At 63.5% G+C, this 15,500-nt stretch carries 16 protein-coding genes; 4 read left to right on the forward strand and 12 right to left on the reverse strand.

Annotated elements, in window-relative coordinates; translation table 11 throughout:
- Nucleotides 1-33 precede the first annotated feature (33 nt).
- The 6 genes from JO965_RS16405 to JO965_RS16430 all read right to left on the reverse strand — a co-directional run bounded on the left by JO965_RS16405 (nt 34) and on the right by JO965_RS16430 (nt 6,977).
- Nucleotides 34-657 (reverse strand): 2OG-Fe(II) oxygenase, encoded by a 624-nt coding sequence (locus tag JO965_RS16405; protein WP_203439925.1) that lies wholly within the window; start codon nt 655-657, stop codon nt 34-36.
- 122 nt (nt 658-779) lie between these two features.
- Entirely contained in the window at nt 780-2,300 is a 1,521-nt protein-coding gene (gene ppx, locus JO965_RS16410) for an exopolyphosphatase (protein ID WP_203439926.1), read from the reverse strand.
- Nucleotide 2,301: 1 nt separating this feature from the next.
- Nucleotides 2,302-4,494 carry an RNA degradosome polyphosphate kinase gene (locus JO965_RS16415; protein WP_371826887.1) on the reverse strand — a complete coding sequence of 731 codons (2,193 nt, stop codon included), beginning with the start codon at nt 4,492-4,494 and terminating at the stop codon, nt 2,302-2,304.
- 122 nt (nt 4,495-4,616) lie between these two features.
- Nucleotides 4,617-5,309 carry a DnaA ATPase domain-containing protein gene (locus tag JO965_RS16420; protein ID WP_203439928.1) on the reverse strand — a complete coding sequence of 231 codons (693 nt, stop codon included), beginning with the start codon at nt 5,307-5,309 and terminating at the stop codon, nt 4,617-4,619.
- On the reverse strand, nt 5,302-6,417 hold the full coding sequence (locus tag JO965_RS16425) for an AI-2E family transporter (protein ID WP_203439929.1): 1,116 nt from the start codon (nt 6,415-6,417) through the stop codon (nt 5,302-5,304). The genes JO965_RS16420 and JO965_RS16425 overlap by 8 nt, the downstream gene beginning before the upstream one ends.
- Before the next feature lie 29 nt (nt 6,418-6,446).
- Complete coding sequence (locus JO965_RS16430) at nt 6,447-6,977, reverse strand: CDP-alcohol phosphatidyltransferase family protein (RefSeq protein WP_203444225.1); 531 nt, start codon at nt 6,975-6,977, stop codon at nt 6,447-6,449.
- A 251-nt stretch (nt 6,978-7,228) separates the two neighbouring features.
- Here JO965_RS16430 and purM point away from each other — a divergent pair, with 251 nt between their 5' ends.
- Nucleotides 7,229-8,296: a phosphoribosylformylglycinamidine cyclo-ligase gene (gene purM / locus JO965_RS16435; protein ID WP_203439930.1), complete on the forward strand. Its 1,068-nt coding sequence runs from the start codon at nt 7,229-7,231 to the stop codon at nt 8,294-8,296.
- Nucleotides 8,296-8,949: a phosphoribosylglycinamide formyltransferase gene (gene purN / locus JO965_RS16440; protein ID WP_203439931.1), complete on the forward strand. Its 654-nt coding sequence runs from the start codon at nt 8,296-8,298 to the stop codon at nt 8,947-8,949. The genes purM and purN overlap by 1 nt, the downstream gene beginning before the upstream one ends.
- A gap of 115 nt (nt 8,950-9,064) precedes the next feature.
- Here purN and JO965_RS16445 read toward each other — a convergent pair whose 3' ends face one another.
- From JO965_RS16445 to ndk, 3 genes are all read right to left on the reverse strand, one after another.
- Nucleotides 9,065-9,430 (reverse strand): hypothetical protein, encoded by a 366-nt coding sequence (locus JO965_RS16445; protein ID WP_203439932.1) that lies wholly within the window; start codon nt 9,428-9,430, stop codon nt 9,065-9,067.
- A 91-nt stretch (nt 9,431-9,521) separates the two neighbouring features.
- Nucleotides 9,522-11,675: a molybdopterin-dependent oxidoreductase gene (locus JO965_RS16450; protein ID WP_203439933.1), complete on the reverse strand. Its 2,154-nt coding sequence runs from the start codon at nt 11,673-11,675 to the stop codon at nt 9,522-9,524.
- Nucleotides 11,676-11,851: 176 nt separating this feature from the next.
- On the reverse strand, nt 11,852-12,274 hold the full coding sequence (gene ndk / locus JO965_RS16455) for a nucleoside-diphosphate kinase (RefSeq protein WP_203439934.1): 423 nt from the start codon (nt 12,272-12,274) through the stop codon (nt 11,852-11,854).
- A 281-nt stretch (nt 12,275-12,555) separates the two neighbouring features.
- Here ndk and JO965_RS16460 point away from each other — a divergent pair, with 281 nt between their 5' ends.
- Nucleotides 12,556-12,960, forward strand: coding sequence for a DUF2147 domain-containing protein (locus JO965_RS16460; protein ID WP_203439935.1), 405 nt, complete (start codon nt 12,556-12,558; stop codon nt 12,958-12,960).
- 127 nt (nt 12,961-13,087) lie between these two features.
- Here the strand turns inward: JO965_RS16460 and JO965_RS16465 are convergent, their stop codons facing one another.
- The gene (locus JO965_RS16465) at nt 13,088-13,783 is read right to left on the reverse strand and encodes a glutathione S-transferase N-terminal domain-containing protein (protein ID WP_203444226.1); all 696 of its coding nucleotides are present in this window, start codon (nt 13,781-13,783) and stop codon (nt 13,088-13,090) included.
- A 200-nt stretch (nt 13,784-13,983) separates the two neighbouring features.
- Between JO965_RS16465 and JO965_RS16470 the strand changes: the two genes are divergently transcribed.
- Complete coding sequence (locus JO965_RS16470) at nt 13,984-14,235, forward strand: hypothetical protein (RefSeq protein ID WP_203439936.1); 252 nt, start codon at nt 13,984-13,986, stop codon at nt 14,233-14,235.
- Nucleotides 14,236-14,391: 156 nt separating this feature from the next.
- Here the strand turns inward: JO965_RS16470 and JO965_RS16475 are convergent, their stop codons facing one another.
- Entirely contained in the window at nt 14,392-14,850 is a 459-nt protein-coding gene (locus tag JO965_RS16475) for a GNAT family N-acetyltransferase (RefSeq protein ID WP_203439937.1), read from the reverse strand.
- Nucleotides 14,847-15,488: a glutathione S-transferase family protein gene (locus JO965_RS16480; RefSeq protein WP_203439938.1), complete on the reverse strand. Its 642-nt coding sequence runs from the start codon at nt 15,486-15,488 to the stop codon at nt 14,847-14,849. The genes JO965_RS16475 and JO965_RS16480 overlap by 4 nt, the downstream gene beginning before the upstream one ends.
- Nucleotides 15,489-15,500: the final 12 nt, after the last annotated feature.

Below are 15,500 nucleotides of genomic sequence, written 5' to 3' on the forward strand. Positions count from 1 at the left end.
CTTATACACCGACCAGGATGATGCACAGACCTCTTATCGCCCAAAGATACCCTTGAAGACCTGGGCCAGTTTATTGTGTTTCTTCTTGCGATCCACATCCGCCTGGCTCTTCACCCAGGCGATCTGGACGACGCGGCGCTCGCCGGCGAAAGGCAGATGGCCGTGCCAGGAATTGTCGGCGCGCAGGAAGGCGAACATGGTGCCCGTGGTGGGCGGCACTTCGAGCTTGTAGCGGTCGTAGTTCTTCTCGTCGTAGAGAACGCGCAGGCGGCCACCCTCGCCCTGCTGCCATTCTTCGTTCATGTAGACCAGCATGGTCATGACCTTGGACGGCCCATCCGTGTGGATGGCGCCGTATTTGGGCTGCGACTTCTTCATGATGGTGGTCAGGCGCGGATATCGGTGTAGGTCCTGGCCAAACTTTTTGGACAGTTCTTCGGTCAGCTCCGGACCTTCGAGCTCTTCGATGAGCCGCTTGAAGCTTCCGTGGAGGTTAACCTCGTCTACGGTGAGGTAGCCGGGCTTGTTAATGTCGGGAAAGTCTCGCCGTAGTTCGTCGATCCGGTCCTGCTTCAGGAGATGTGATGCGAGAATGTAGTCATACGGTTCGCTGGAGCGCTCCGCATTGCGAACCGCTGTGAGATCGATCAATTCCATTGGCGTTTCCCCGCTTAGTCGCGCTTTATTGCGGCCCGCATGGTAACGTAGCGTAATCTTCTGTAAACGCTTATTTGAAAAGGCTTTTTTTGCTGGGATTATCGTCCGAAACTGAGACCGGCTCACACGATCTCGACAACCGGATCCATATTGAGGAGCTTGCCCAGGGCGCGCATGCGGCCCATCAGGCGCTCATTGGCGAGCGGTCCCATGTGGGAGGGCAATCGCAGCACGACCTGACTGCCGCGGGCCATGAGAGGAGTCTGCGCCAGGACGCCTTCCATGGCGACCGAAACCGGATAGGCGATGCGCATCAATGCGGCGAGCAGGCGAGCGCGCTCGATGAGCCTTGGACCGGCCAGGGTCTTGATGCGTGAACTCACCTTGTCCGGCGAGAGGCCCTCGTGCCGGAAGAAGATCGACAGAGCCAGATAGGCACGGCCCGGATGATCGAGCCCGGCAAAAGCGCCGTAGGCGATCAGGTTGAGACTCTGTTCACCCCGGTAGTCGGGATGCGCGCGCCAGCCGATATCTGCCAGAAGGCAGGCGGCACGGCGCAGGCGGGTGTCGTACTCCGTTTCCGGCAGGCCCAGGCTATCGATGAAGGCTTGCGTCCACTGGCACAGCTCGACCCCGTGGCGGGGTGAGCGGGAGCGCAGGAGGTTGAGATCGTTGGCGGCCGCGAGCAGCGGATCCTGCTCTCGTGTCTCCTGATCGAGCCTGTCGTACAGAATACCCTCACGCACACCGAAGGCGGAAATCGCGACCTCTTTCGGCTCGCCGAGCCGGATGATCTCCTCCAGCACGATGGCACCATAGGCAAGCAGCGGACGGCGGGCCTCGGACACGCTCTCGATGTCCTTCAGGGTCTTGGAATCGGCCTCCTCCACGAGATGCAGGAAGTCGAGCCCGTCATCCGGGTCGATCATGTAGCCGTGCATGACATGGAGCGGATAGTCCCGCGCCGCCTGATGCAGCCGCGCCAGCGCACGCCACGTGCCACCGACCGCATAGAAGGTACGGCCATGCAGGTTTTCGAGATATTCCGGCGCGCGCTCGAGCGCTTCGCGTACGATGCGCTGGGCCTTTCGCAACGAGCCGCCGCTGACGTCCTGCAGGGCGAGACCGCCGAGCGGCATGGTGATCCCCTGCCCCACCTGCGAGCCCTGCACGTCGACCAGCTCCAGGCTGCCGCCGCCCATGTCGCCGACCATGCCGTCCGGCTCGTGGAAACCGGCGACGACGCCGAGCGCCGAGGCCCTCGCCTCTTCGGCTCCCGAAAGCAGGCTGATCGGCTGGCCGCAGGCTTCGGCCGCGGCTTGCAGAAACGCGGGACCGTTGGAGGCATCGCGCGCCGCGGCGGTCGCGAGAACGAAGACCTCGGATACGTTCATCGTGTCGCAGAGAACGCGAAACCGCGCGAGCGCGCGCAAGGCCCTATCGACGGCCTCGTCGTCGAGGCGGCCGGTGGTCGCCACATGGCGTCCGAGACCGCAGAGGACCTTCTCGTTGTAGATCGGCGTGACGGCGCGGGAGAGGCCCTCATAGGCCACGAGACGCACGGAGTTCGAGCCGATATCGATGATGGCGACAGGACGGCCGATCTTGAGCCGCCCTGGAGCCTCGAAGCTGAGGGCCGGCATGTCAGCGCTGCCCGCGCTTGGCGAGCGCTTTGGGGCTGGAGGTCTTGAGGGATTTGCCACGGCCCGACAGACTTGGGTTTGTCATGAAATACTTGTGCGCGTTGAATGGTTCCTCGCCCTTGGCCGGCACGACCCGATGGCTCGTGCCGTCGGGAAGGACATTCCAGCTCTGCTCGTTGTCGAGCAGGTTGGCGAGCATGATCTGGTCGAGCACCTGCTGATGCACGGTCGGGTTGAGGATCGGCATCAGCGCCTCGACGCGCCGGTCGAGATTGCGCGACATGAGATCGGCGGACGAGATGTAGACATGCGCCTTCGGGTTCGGCAGTGCCTGCCCGTTGCCGAAGGCATAGATGCGCGTGTGCTCCAGGAAGCGCCCGACGATGGACTTGACCCGAATGTTCTCCGACAGGCCCTTGATGCCAGGCCTGAGGCAGCAGATGCCGCGCACGATCAAATCGACCTGAACGCCGGCCGCGCTCGCGTCGTAGAGCGCATCGATGATGTCGGGATCGACCAGGGAGTTGCACTTGCACCAGATCGCACCGGGCCGCCCCGCCTTGGCATGCTCCACCTCTTCGGCGATGTGCTGAAGCAGGCGCTTCTTGAGGGTCAGGGGCGAGACCGCCATGCGCTCCAGTTCGGCAGGCTCCGCATAGCCCGTCACGAAGTTGAAGATGCGCGACACGTCCCGTCCGATGACCGGATCGGCGGTGAAGTAGGACAGGTCGGTGTAGATGCGCGCGGTGATCGGGTGGTAGTTGCCCGTACCCACATGGCAATAGGTGATGAGCTGGCTGCCTTCGCGGCGCACGACCATCGACAGTTTCGCGTGCGTCTTCAGCTCGATGAAGCCGAACACCACCTGCGCGCCGGCGCGCTCGAGATCGCGCGCCCAGCGGATATTGGCCTCCTCGTCGAAGCGCGCCTTCAGCTCCACGAGGGCCGTGACGGACTTGCCCGCTTCGGCCGCTTCCGCGAGGGCAGCGACGATGGGGGAATCGGATGAGGTGCGGTAGAGCGTCTGCTTGATCGCCACGACGTTCGGATCACGCGCTGCCTGACGCAGGAACTGCACCACCGCATCGAAGGATTCGTACGGATGGTGGACGATGATGTCCTTCTCGCGGATCGCCGCGAAGCAGTCACCGCTATGCTCGCGGATGCGCTCGGGGAAGCGCGGATTGTAGGGCTTGAACTTGAGGTCCGGACGATCCAGCGCGACGAGCTGCGACAGATCCCGCAGGCCCATCATGCCCTCGACGACGAAAACCTCATCCTTGGACACTTCCAGTTCCTCGGCCACGAAGAGCCGCAGGTCCTCGGGCATCGCCGCCTCAACCTCCAGGCGGATCACGCTGCCGCGACGGCGCTGCTTGAGCGCGGTCTCGAACAGGCGCACCAGATCTTCCGCCTCTTCCTCCACTTCGATATCGGAATCGCGGATCACCCGGAACGCGCCCTGCCCCTGCACCTCATAGCCAGGGAACAGGCGGCTCGTGTAGAGCACGATCATCTGCTCCAGCGCGATGAAGCGGGTGGCGCCCGTTTCCGCGAAATCCGGCAGGCGGATGAAGCGCTCGGCGCGCGACGGCAGGCGGATCAGCGCATTCAGTACCTTGCCGTCGCTCTGGCGCACCAGCTTCAGGGCGATGGAGGAGCCGAGATTGGGGATGAACGGGAACGGATGCGCCGGATCGATGGCGAGCGGCGTCAGGACCGGGAAGACGTGGTTGAGGAAGTAATCCTCGAGCCAGGAGGCCTCCGCCTTCGTCAGGCCTCCCCCTTCGGTGAGGACGATGCCCTCCTCCAGAAGAGCGTCGCGCAATTCGCGCCAGCGCCGCTGCTGGTCCGAAGCGAGATTCGAGACGGCCACGGCGATCTTCGCCAGCTGCTCCTGGGGCGTGAGCCCATCCTGTGACGTTGTGGCAACACCGGAGCGCACCTGTCCGATCAGGCCCGCGACGCGGACCATGAAGAACTCGTCCAGGTTGTCGGCCGAGATCGACAGGAAGCGCAATTGTTCCAGGAGCGGATGATTGCGGTTCGATGCCTCCTCGAACACCCGCCGGTTGAATTGCAGCCAGGACAGCTCGCGGTTGATGAAGCGCTGGGGAAACTTCCGGAGCACCGCACCATCAAGTTCGATATCCGGCGGAGCCTTCGGCAGCGGAGCCTCGCTGACGGTCTCCACCTCTTTCAGAGCAATCGCGCTGCGCACTTCATTCTCCGCCGTTTCCTTCTTCGGCGACCGTTTTGCTCTCGGCTTCGTGACGGTTTCACGACGGTTCGATAACGCGGCGTTGGTCTCGGGCTTCACTCGTTCTCATCCGTTTCCTGCGCGGCACCAAGGATCTCCGCCGCGATCGCTCGCGACACGCGCCGCCCCCGGCTCAGGGCCTCCCTGTCGAGGAGAGCCACGAGTTCGGAGGCCTTCGCCAGCGAACGCTCGATCCGCAGAGCAATATAGTCGACAACGGAGGTGTCGACCACGAGTTGCCTGTCGACGAAAAGCTTCACCAGAACTGCCTTGAGCAGGGCATCGTCCGGCGCCTCCAGCAATACGCTTGGTGCCAGGCGCAGGCGCGACAGCAGATCCGGCGTCCGCAAACCCCAGCGGTCGGGCGGCGTCTCGCAGGTGATCAGGAGCGAGGCTTTCTTTTCCCGCGCCAGATTCAGCAGGTGAAACAGCGTCGCCTCGTCCCGCTCGCCCCGGTCCATATCCTCGATGGCGAGCGCGCCGTTCGAAACGAGATGCGGAACCTTGTTCTGCGTGATCTCGGACGCGTCGATGGTCCAGGCACGGGCGTTCGTCGCCCAGATCGAGGCGAGATGGCTCTTGCCGCTGCCGCGGGGGCCGACGAGGAGCAGGATCGTGTCCGGCCAGTCGGGCCAGCTCTCGATGAGGCCATAGGCCTGCTCATTCGACGGACTGACGAGAAAATCCTCCGCTCCGAAACGGGGATCGAGCGGGAGATCGAAGGTCAGCTGTCTGGGACCCTCACGCATCGAGATCGACCTTCTCAAGCTCGACCTTGGGCTTGATGATCGCAGATTCCGCGCCGCGATAGAGGGGACTTGCCAGATATTGCCTCAGAGCAAAGCGTGCAATGACACCAACGGCGGCGGCGAGCGGCACGGCGAGCAGCAGACCGACGAAGCCGAAGAGAGCACCGAAGGCCACGAGGGCGAACATGAGCCAGACCGGGTGCAGGCCGACGGAATCGCCCACCAGCTTCGGTGAGAGAATGTTGCCTTCCACGAACTGGCCGAAGACGAAGATGCCGAGCGTCGCCGCGATCATGGTCCAGTCCGGCCAGAATTGCACGATGGCGACGCCGACCGACAGGATGAGGCCCGTGAGAGAACCCACATAGGGAATGAAGCTGAGGAGCCCCGCCGTCATGCCGATCAGCGCGCCGAAATTCAGTCCGACCAGGGCAAGGCTGACCGCATAGAATGTGCCGAGGATGATGCAGACCATGGCCTGGCCGCGCACAAAGCCGGCAATGGCCCGGTCGATGTCGTGGGCGATGGCGCGGATCGTGTCGCGGTGCTTCATCGGCATCCAGGAATCGACGGTCTTCACCATGCGATCCCAGTCGACGAGCATGTAGAATGCCACGACCGGCGTCACGACCAACAGGGAGAAAATGCCGAGCAGGGCCTGCCCGCCCGACCACAGCCCCTGCAGGAAGGCGGTGATCCAGGCGATTCCCTGGCTGATGAGGTTGCCGACGGAGGGCGGCGCCGCGGGCAGAGCATCTTCGAGTCCTAGTTTCTGGATCAGCGGACCGAGCTGCTCTGCCCCCAGTTCCTGGAGCCTCGTCACGTAGCCGGGCAGCCTTTCCACGAAGGCCGCCACCTGCTGCGCCGCGAAGGGAACCAGGATCATGAGGGAGATGATGAGGATCAGGACGAACAGGACGAGGATCAGCAGGCTCGCGCCCAGACGTCCAATGCCGATTTTCTGCAGTCGGTCGGCGAGCGGGTCGAGCAGGTAGGCCAGCGCGAAGCCCGCCACGAACGGCAGGAGGATGCCGCGCAGGATGAACAGCAGCAGCACCGTGACGACGAGCGCCGCTATCCAGAATCCGATCTGCCGTTGGACCGTCATCGGTACTCCATAGCCAACAATTCTGGCCTTCAGGTGGTCATGTGTCGCAGCCAGCCCCCGAGATAGGCACCGGCGGAGGCTATGGTCAAGGTGGCCACCAGCACCATGGCGACCTCCTCCAGCCCGGCGAGATCAACCCCGAAGGCATTGGCGGCGAGCGCGAAGGCCGCAAAGGCGATCTGCGCTCCCGTATTCAGCTTGCTCAGGAGGATCGGCTTGATCTCGACCGGGCGGCTCATGACCCAGGACAGAAGCACGGCCGCCACGATCATCACGTCCCGGGACACGACGATGATGGCAAGCCAGCTCGGGATCGCCCCCACGATGGCAAGCGTCACGTAGATCGACACCAGAAGGGCTTTGTCGGCGATCGGGTCGATATAGGCCCCGAACTCACTCCGCATGTCGAATTTCCGGGCGATGAAGCCGTCTACCGCGTCGGAAATCCCCGCAACCACGAACAGAATGAAGGCCGCGCTCCACCGCTGCTGCATGATCATGACGATCACGATGGGGACGATGATGAGGCGGCCGATGGTGATGATGTTCGGAATGGTCATCGGGGCGATGATGGCCGGTTGAGGGGCGGAGTTCAATCGTCGGGTCTGAGGGTGGGGATAAGATGCCACTCACCCGTCATGGCCGGGCTTGTCCCGGCCATCCACATCTTGGAACCACAGCGTTGCTAAAGACGTGGATCCCCGGAACAAGTCCGGGGATGACGCGGGATAAATGGGTTTCCCAAAATGCGAATTCTTCCCTTGCCTCTCGCCCCCTCTCGTCTTACTGCCCCCTCAACACGGGGTGAGCCATGACTGAGAAGCAGACGAACGGCCTGACCTATGCCCAAGCGGGCGTCGATATCGACGCGGGCAATGCCATGGTCGACCAGATCAAGCCCCTGGTGCGCTCGACGCGCCGGCCGGGGGCCGATGCAGAAATCGGCGGGTTCGGCGGGCTCTTCGACCTCAAGGCGGCCGGCTTCAAGGACCCGATCCTGGTGGCGGCCAATGACGGCGTCGGCACCAAGGTGAAGATCGCCATCGACACAGGCATCCACGACACCATCGGCATCGATCTCGTCGCCATGTGCGTGAACGACATCATCGTGCAGGGCGCCGAACCCCTCTTCTTCCTCGACTATTTCGCGACCGGAAAGCTCTCGCCGGAAGTCGGCGTCCATATCGTCAAGGGCATCGCCGAGGGCTGCCTCCAGGCCGGCTGTGCGCTGATCGGCGGCGAGACGGCCGAGATGCCTGGCCTCTACGCCAAGGGCGATTACGATCTTGCGGGCTTTGCGGTCGGCGCCGCCGAGCGCGGCACGCTGTTGCCGAAGGATGTCAGCGTCGGCGACGTGTTGATCGGCCTGCCCTCCTCCGGCGTCCATTCCAACGGTTTCTCGCTCGTGCGCCGGATCGTCGAACATTCCGGCCTCGCCTGGGACGCGCCCGCGCCCTTTGCTTCCGGCAAGACACTGGCTCAGGCCCTGCTGGAGCCGACCCGGATCTACGTGAAGGCCCTGCTGGAAGTGATCAAAGGCGGCGACGGCATCAATGCCCTCTGCCACATCACCGGCGGCGGCTTCCCGGACAACATCCCGCGCGTCCTGCCCGACGGCGTTGGCGTGCGGCTCGATCTCGATGCGATTGCCGCCCCGCCCGTCTTCGGCTGGCTTAGCCGAACCGGCGGTGTCGTTGAGGCCGAGATGCTGCGCACCTTCAATTGCGGCATCGGCATGATCGCGGTGGCGAGCGCCGACAAGGCCGATGCCGTCATAGAGCGTCTGCGCCAAGCGGGTGAGAGCCCGGTGCGCATCGGCGAGACCGTGGCGCATGCGGGCGGCGAGCGCGTCCAGACCTCGGGCACCTTGAAGCTCTGATGACCCGCCGCCGCGTCGCCATCCTGATCTCGGGCCGCGGCTCGAACATGGTCTCGCTGATCGAGGCCGCGAGCCAGCCGGATTTCCCGGCCGAGATCGCTCTCGTCCTGTCGAACCGCCCTGATGCGGCGGGACTGGAGCGGGCAGAGGCGGCCGGAATCGCAACAGCTATCGTCGATCACAAGGCCCATCCGACCCGGGAGGATTTCGAGCGGGCGATGGATGCGGAACTGGCCTCGCACGACATCGCCTTCATCTGCCTTGCCGGCTTCATGCGCGTGCTGACCGATGGGTTCGTGGAACGCTGGGCCGGACGAATGGTCAATATCCACCCCTCGCTCCTGCCACTCTATCGCGGCACCCGGACCCATCGGCGGGCGTTAGAGGACGGTGTGCTGGTGCATGGCTGCACCGTTCATTTCGTGGTGCCGGAGCTCGACGCCGGTCCGATCATCGCCCAAGCCGTCGTGCCGGTAGTGCCGGACGACACGGAAGAGAGTCTCGCCGCGCGGGTGATCGTGCAGGAGCACAAGCTCTACCCGCACGCACTGCGGATGATCTGCGACGGGACGGCCTGGCTGGAGAACGGACGGGTGGTGTTTTCGAAGGGCTGGAATGCGAGCGGGTCGCTGCATTCTCCGACATCAGCTTAATCCAGCCCGTCGTCCCCGGCCTTGTGCCAGGGATCCACGTCTTTCCTCCGATTTGACCCCGAAGACGTGGATGGCCGGGACAAGCCCGACCATGACGCGCGAAAGCGTAACTGTCTTAAATCTGCGGACGGGGCAGCTTGCAGGCATCGAGAGCCGTGAGTGCCTTTGCGCGGGCCGCGTCGTTGAACACGCCTGTGTCCCGGTACGCCTGGAGCTCGTCGGCGCTCAGAGAGCGCATGGTGCGGCCGGCATAGCAGTCGCAGGGGCGGCTGAGCGACGCCTCGCTGACACCGCTCTGCAGCTTCGCCTGGATGATCGTGCAAGCTTGGCTCACCCGGGCGCGCAGCTGAGGAACGGTTTCAGTCTTCAGCGCCGGATCCGGCTGATACTGCGTCGGCGTGTTGGAGGCGGCGGCGAAGGCGCCCGTTGCGCCAAGAGTGACGGAGGCTGCGACGAGCAGCGTGCGGACGATCGAGGTCATGGATGGCTTCCCAGAGACGAAATCACGTTCGGCCTTAAGAATAGGCTTGGCCGTTGAGGATCAAGGGGGAAGCCGAAAACAGGCTTAAGACTTAGCCAACAACCGCCTCAGCGCGATGGTGCTTTCGCGCAATCGGCAACTCAAGCGCCGGATCGAGATCGGCTTTTTCCAATGCCACGCGGTTGTCGTGGAAGGCTGCACCGCCATAGGGTGCCACCTGATCGCCGCCGGTGAGCGTATTGATGCCCCGCCCGTAAGGGTGGGCCGCGTTGGGCCAGATACCCTCGGCGATCAGCACGCCGCGCCGCACGCCGTCGAAGAGCTTGGCGCGCAAGAAGACTTCGCCGCGATGGTTCTTCAGCTTCACCCAATCGCCGTCGGCGATGCCTTGAGGATGCGCATCGAGCGGGTGAATCATCACCTCGGGCCGCCGCTCCTTGTCGAGGGAGGTCGGGGTTTCCGTGAAGCTGGAATTGAGGAAGTTGCGGGCCGGGCTCGTGGCGAGGCGGAACGGATATTCCTCGGTCGCCGCTTCGATCACGCCCCAATGGTCGGGCAAGGCCGGCATGCTGGCCCAGGGGCCCATTGCGCCGTTGTTGTAGGACGGTACCTTCGTCCAATCGGGCTTGAAGCGAAACTTGCCGTCCGGATAGCCGAAACCGTTGAGGAAATGCGCGTCCTCGAAGGGCGGCTGTGCGTCGAAATGAACGTGAGCCTCCAGGTTCTCGAGCGAGCCCCAGCCGGAGTTTTGCAGCGTCCAGTCGATGATCTCGCGCGGCTCCATGGCGAAACCACGATGCTCGGCACCGAGGCGTTCGGCGAGGCCGCGAAAAACCTCGTGGTTCGAGCGGCACTCGCCCGGCGGGTCGATGAGCTTGGGTCCGACCTGGAAATGCTGATGCCCGCCGCCGGAATAGAGATCGTCGTGCTCCATGAACATGGTCGCGGGCAGCACGATATCGGCCATGAGCGCCGTCTCGGTCATGAACTGCTCATGGACGCAGACGAAAAGATCCTCCCGAGCAAAACCTCGCTTCACCAACTCCTGCTCAGGGGCGACCGAGACCGGGTTGGTGTTCTGGATCAGCATCGCCTTGACCGGCGGGCCATTGTAGAGCGCCTCGGCGTCACCTGTGAGAACGCGGCCGATCTGCGACTGGTCGAGAATGCGGATGCTTTTGTCGATGGCGTCATGGCCCTCGATCAGTGCCTTGTTCCAATGGAAGATGCCGCTGTTGGAATGAAGCGCACCGCCGCCCTCAACTTGCCAGGCGCCCGTCACGGCCGGGATGGAAAGCGCTGCGTGCATGTTGACCACGCCATTGCGCTGGCGGCCGAAGCCGAAGCCGAGGCGGAAGTACGTGCGCTTGGTCGTGCCCACGAGCTTCGCGAAGGCTTCGATCTCCTCCACAGACAGGCCTGTGATGGCCGAGGCCCAGGCCGGATCGCGCGTGCGCAGATGCTCTTCGAGCTCGCGCGGATGATCGGTGTAGCGCTCCAGATAATCCCGGTCCGCCAGACCGTCGCGGAAGAGCACATGCATCACCGCGCAGGCAAGCGCGCCATCGGTGCCCGGCTTCACCAGCAGCGCCATGTCGGCCTGCTTCATGGTGGCATTATTGTAGATGTCGATGGCGACGATCTTGGCGCCGCGCTCCTTGCGGGCCTTCATCGCGTGGGTCATCACGTTGACCTGGGTGTGAACCGGGTTCGTGCCCCAGATCACGATGCAGTCGGACGCCGCCATCTCGCGCGGGTCGGCTCCCCGCAGATGACCGGTACCGGCCACATAGCCGGTCCAGCTCATGGCCGTGCAGATGGTGGAATACTGGCCGGAATACTTCTTCACATGGCGCAGGCGGTTGATGCCGTCGCGCATCACATAGCCCATGGTGCCGGCATAGTAGTAGGGCCAGACGGATTCCGAGCCGAACTCCCGCTCTGCCTCCAGGAACTTACTTGCCACGATGTCGAGCGCCTCGTCCCAGGAGATGCGCTCGAACGATCCTGAGCCCTTCGGACCCGTGCGCTTCATCGGATAGAGCAGCCGGTCCGGATTGTGGATGCGCTCCGCATAACGCGCCACCTTCGCGCAAATCACGCCGGCCGTGTAGGTGTTGGACTTCGCCCCGTGTACGCGCCCGATACTGCGCCCGTCGATCACCTCGACTTCGAGGGAGCAGACCGAGGGGCAATCATGGGGGCAGACGGAGGCGCGGCGTTCGATGCGGGGAGCTTGGTTCATGGCGGGCGCATGATGGGGGAAAGGGCCGGAAATGAAAAGGCCGCCCGGAGGCGGCCTTTTGATCTTGATGTCATTCCCGGCCGGAGCGTAGCGGAGGGGAAGGGAATCCACCCATACGCTTCCAGCCATGGATCCCTTCCCAGCCCTCGCGGGCCGCCGGGGATGACAGCGGCGCGTTAGCCGACGATCTCGTTGCCCGAGAAGAACTGGGTGATCTCGATCTGGGCGTTGTCCTGGCTGTCGGAGCCATGGACCGAGTTCTCGCCAATCGACTTGGCGTAGAGCTTGCGGATCGTGCCCTCCGCGGCGCTCTCCGGGTTGGTGGCGCCCATGATCTCACGGTAGCGGAGAACGGCATTCTCGCCTTCGAGAACCTGAACGACGACCGGAGCGGAGATCATGAAGTCCACGAGCTCGCCGAAGAAGGGGCGCTCCTTGTGGACCGCGTAGAAGGTCTCGGCCTCGCGGCGAGACATCAGGATGCGCTTCTGCGCCACGATGCGCAGGCCAGCCTTCTCGATGACGGCGTTGATGGCGCCGGTGAGGTTACGCTCGGTCGCGTCGGGCTTGATGATGGAGAAAGTGCGCTCGATGGCCATGACAACTCGCTTTGATTTGAGATGGGAAATGATGAGGTGCGGCGCTTATAGCGGCGAGCCCCTCTGCCCTCAAGCGCCTTTTGCCCCTGCCCGCTTGGAAACCTTAACCGCCTCCCCTAATCTCTCCCTCTGATCGGCCCGGTGAAGGCCGACATAGCGCATCGTGCGGAAAAGTGGACCCGGTTTTCCGCGTAGACGATGCGCCACTTTAGGGATGAGCCTCGAATGGATCCCAAAAGTGGTGTCCACTTTTGGGTCCGAGGCTCTGGAGGGAGTTTCTAATGAAACCAGTGATCCTTGCCGCCGTCGGCCTTGCCCTGCTCAGCGTCCCGGCCATGGCCCAATCCGCTGATCCGAGCGGGACCTGGCTCACTCAGAGCGGCGATACCCGCGTGCGGATCGCCAAATGCGGAGCCGCCCTTTGTGGGACTATCGTGTCCTCGACCTACCAGAAAGATACGAACAACGCAGATCCGAAGCTGCGGGACCGCAACATCGTCGGCGTCCAGATGATATCCGATATCAGGCCATCCAGTGATGGCTATAGCGGCCAGCTCTACAACCCCCAGGACGGCAAGACCTATACGGGCAAACTCAAGGTGATGACCCCGAACACCCTGCAGCTCTCCGGCTGCGTCCTCGGCGGCCTGATCTGCCGGTCCCAGACCTGGACGAAGGCGAATTGAGGCCCTGACCGAATGCCGTCATCCCGGGACTGCGCAGCAGAACCCGGGATCGCCAGACCAGAATGGTGCTGTCCTGGAGACGATCCCGGATCTTCGCTGCGCTCCGTCCGGGATGACCATCTAGAGGTTACCGCGCCCGCTGACCGAACAGCACGGCCTGGACCTTCGGGTCCGTCAGGTCGGTCTTCTCGCGGTCCTCGAAACTCACCGCGATGCCACGCTGGACCGCCGGGCGGGCGAGGACGGTCTCCAACCAGCGCTTGGCATGGGGGAACTCGTCGATGTTCTGGCCCTGGCGCTCCCAGAGCTTCGCCCAAGGCGCGATGGCCATGTCGGCGATGGAATAATCGCCGGCCACGAATTCCCGGTCGGCGAGGCGCTTGTTCAGCACGCCATAGAGGCGGTTGGTCTCGTTGGTGTAGCGGTCGATGGCGTAGGGTACCTGTTCCGGCGCGTAGATGCGGAAATGGTGCGTCTGGCCGAGCATGGGGCCGAAGCCACCCATCTGCCAGAACAGCCATTGATCGACCTCGACCCGACCCCGCTCGTCCTGCGGATAGAACTTGCCCGTCTTGCGGCCGAGATATTGCAGGATGGCACCGGACTCGAACACGGAGATCGGCTCATGACCCGGCCCGTCGTGGTCGACGATGGCTGGCATCTTGTTGTTGGGCGAGATCGCCAGGAACTCAGGCGTGAACTGGTCACCCTTGCCGATATTGACCGGGTGGATCGCGTAAGGCAGCCCGCATTCCTCGAGCATGATGGTGATTTTCCATCCGTTCGGGGTCGGCCAGTAATAGAGATCGATCGGGTGCTGCACGGAAGCCGCCATGAAAAGCCTCTTCTTGCGGGTCGACAGGGGTCGGTGACTGGACGTTAAGACATAAGATCGGGGCTGGCACCAGCGCCTGCAATGAAATTCCGTGGAAACGATGCATGGCTGCCCCCAAGGCCTTGCATGTTTTACTGTTTCAGATGAGATATCCTGTGACGCTCAAAAGCGCCCAGGGGGATCCGATCATGAACCGAATTGTGAGCTCCGCTCTCGCCGCCGCTTTGGCCTTGTCCACGGCCGGCGCCGTTCAGGCCGCCGCCGAGACGAAGCCGAAGAAGGAGCCGACCGCCGCTCAAGCAGCCGCCCGCGAGCGCATGGCCAAGTGCAGCGTGGAATGGAAGGATGCCAAGGCCGGCGGCAAGCTCGCCAAGGACGCCAAGTGGCCGAAGTTCTGGAGCGAGTGCAACACCCGCCTCAAGGGCGAAACGAAGGCCTGAGGCATCACGATTTCCGCGTCATCCCGGGGCCGCGCAGCGGAGCCCGGGATCCATAACCGCTGACAATGTAGAATAGAGCGAGACGCCCCACTTTTAAGCGTCGTGTTTATGGATCCCCGCCTTCGCGGGGATGACAGTGAGGTTTCCGCCAGCCCTTCAGAGCTTCTTCTTGAACCCCTCATGGCTGCGGGCGAAGCCCAGGCGCTCATAGAAGCGATGAGCGTCCTTGCGGGTCTTGTTGGAGGTCAGCTCCATCGCCCTCGCCCCATGGGTGCGGGCATGGTCCTCCGCAAAGGCGATCATCTGCGCGCCGATGCCTCCCGAGCGCCGCGCCGCCTTCACCTTCACACTTTCCACCTTCACGCGCATGGCTCCGCGCCCGGTAAGGTTGGGGATGTAGGTGAGTTGGAACGTGCCGACGACTTCGTCACCATCGATAGCGACGAAAAGCCTGTTGTCGGGGCTTCGTTGAATGGCCGCGAAGGCGGCCTCATAGGCGGGTCGGGTCTCGGGTGACCAGACATCGCCGTGAGAACCGAGTTCGTCCTCCTCGTGCAGGCGGATGATCGCTTCGAGATCACCGGCCTGCGCTTCGCGGATCGACAGAGCGCTCATGCCGCCACCTGGGATTCCATCGGCAGCAGATCCGCACGCGCCTTGAAGCCGGGCAAAGCCTCGATGCGCTTCGCCCATGTGCTCACCCGAGGAAATTCGGCGAGGTCGATCCCCGCCTCGCCGGCGAAAGTCACGACGCCGTAGATGTCGATATCGGCAATGGTCACACCCTCACCGACCAGCCAGTCGCGGCCCGCAAGATGACTTTCCAGAACGCCCAAGGCGCTCTTGGCCGCCTGGATGCAATCCTCCACCACTTCGGCAGGAGCCTTGCGGAACCCCGCTTTGACCACGCGAGCCTTGTACAAGGGCGCAGCGAGGCGGTCGAAATCCCAATACATCCACTCGCGCACCTGCAGGCGCTCGTCGAGATTGGCGCCGCCGAAGCGGCTCGTCATGTCGGCGAGATATTCCAGGATCGCTGCCGACTGGCACAGATGGCGCCCATTGTTCCGGTCGATCAGCAGGGGCACCTGACCATAGCGCTGCCGGGACAGATGGGGAGGCTGCTTGTGCTCGCCTTCCATCATGTTCACGTGCACGTAATCGAACGGTTCGCCCATGAGCGACAGGGTGAGAGCGACCTTGTAGGTCGGCCCCGAATAGGCAAATCCGTGGAGTTCGAAGCGCGCCGGCATGATGTGTGCCCC

This window comes from Microvirga sp. VF16 (assembly GCF_016864375.1).
GTDB lineage: Bacteria > Pseudomonadota > Alphaproteobacteria > Rhizobiales > Beijerinckiaceae > Microvirga.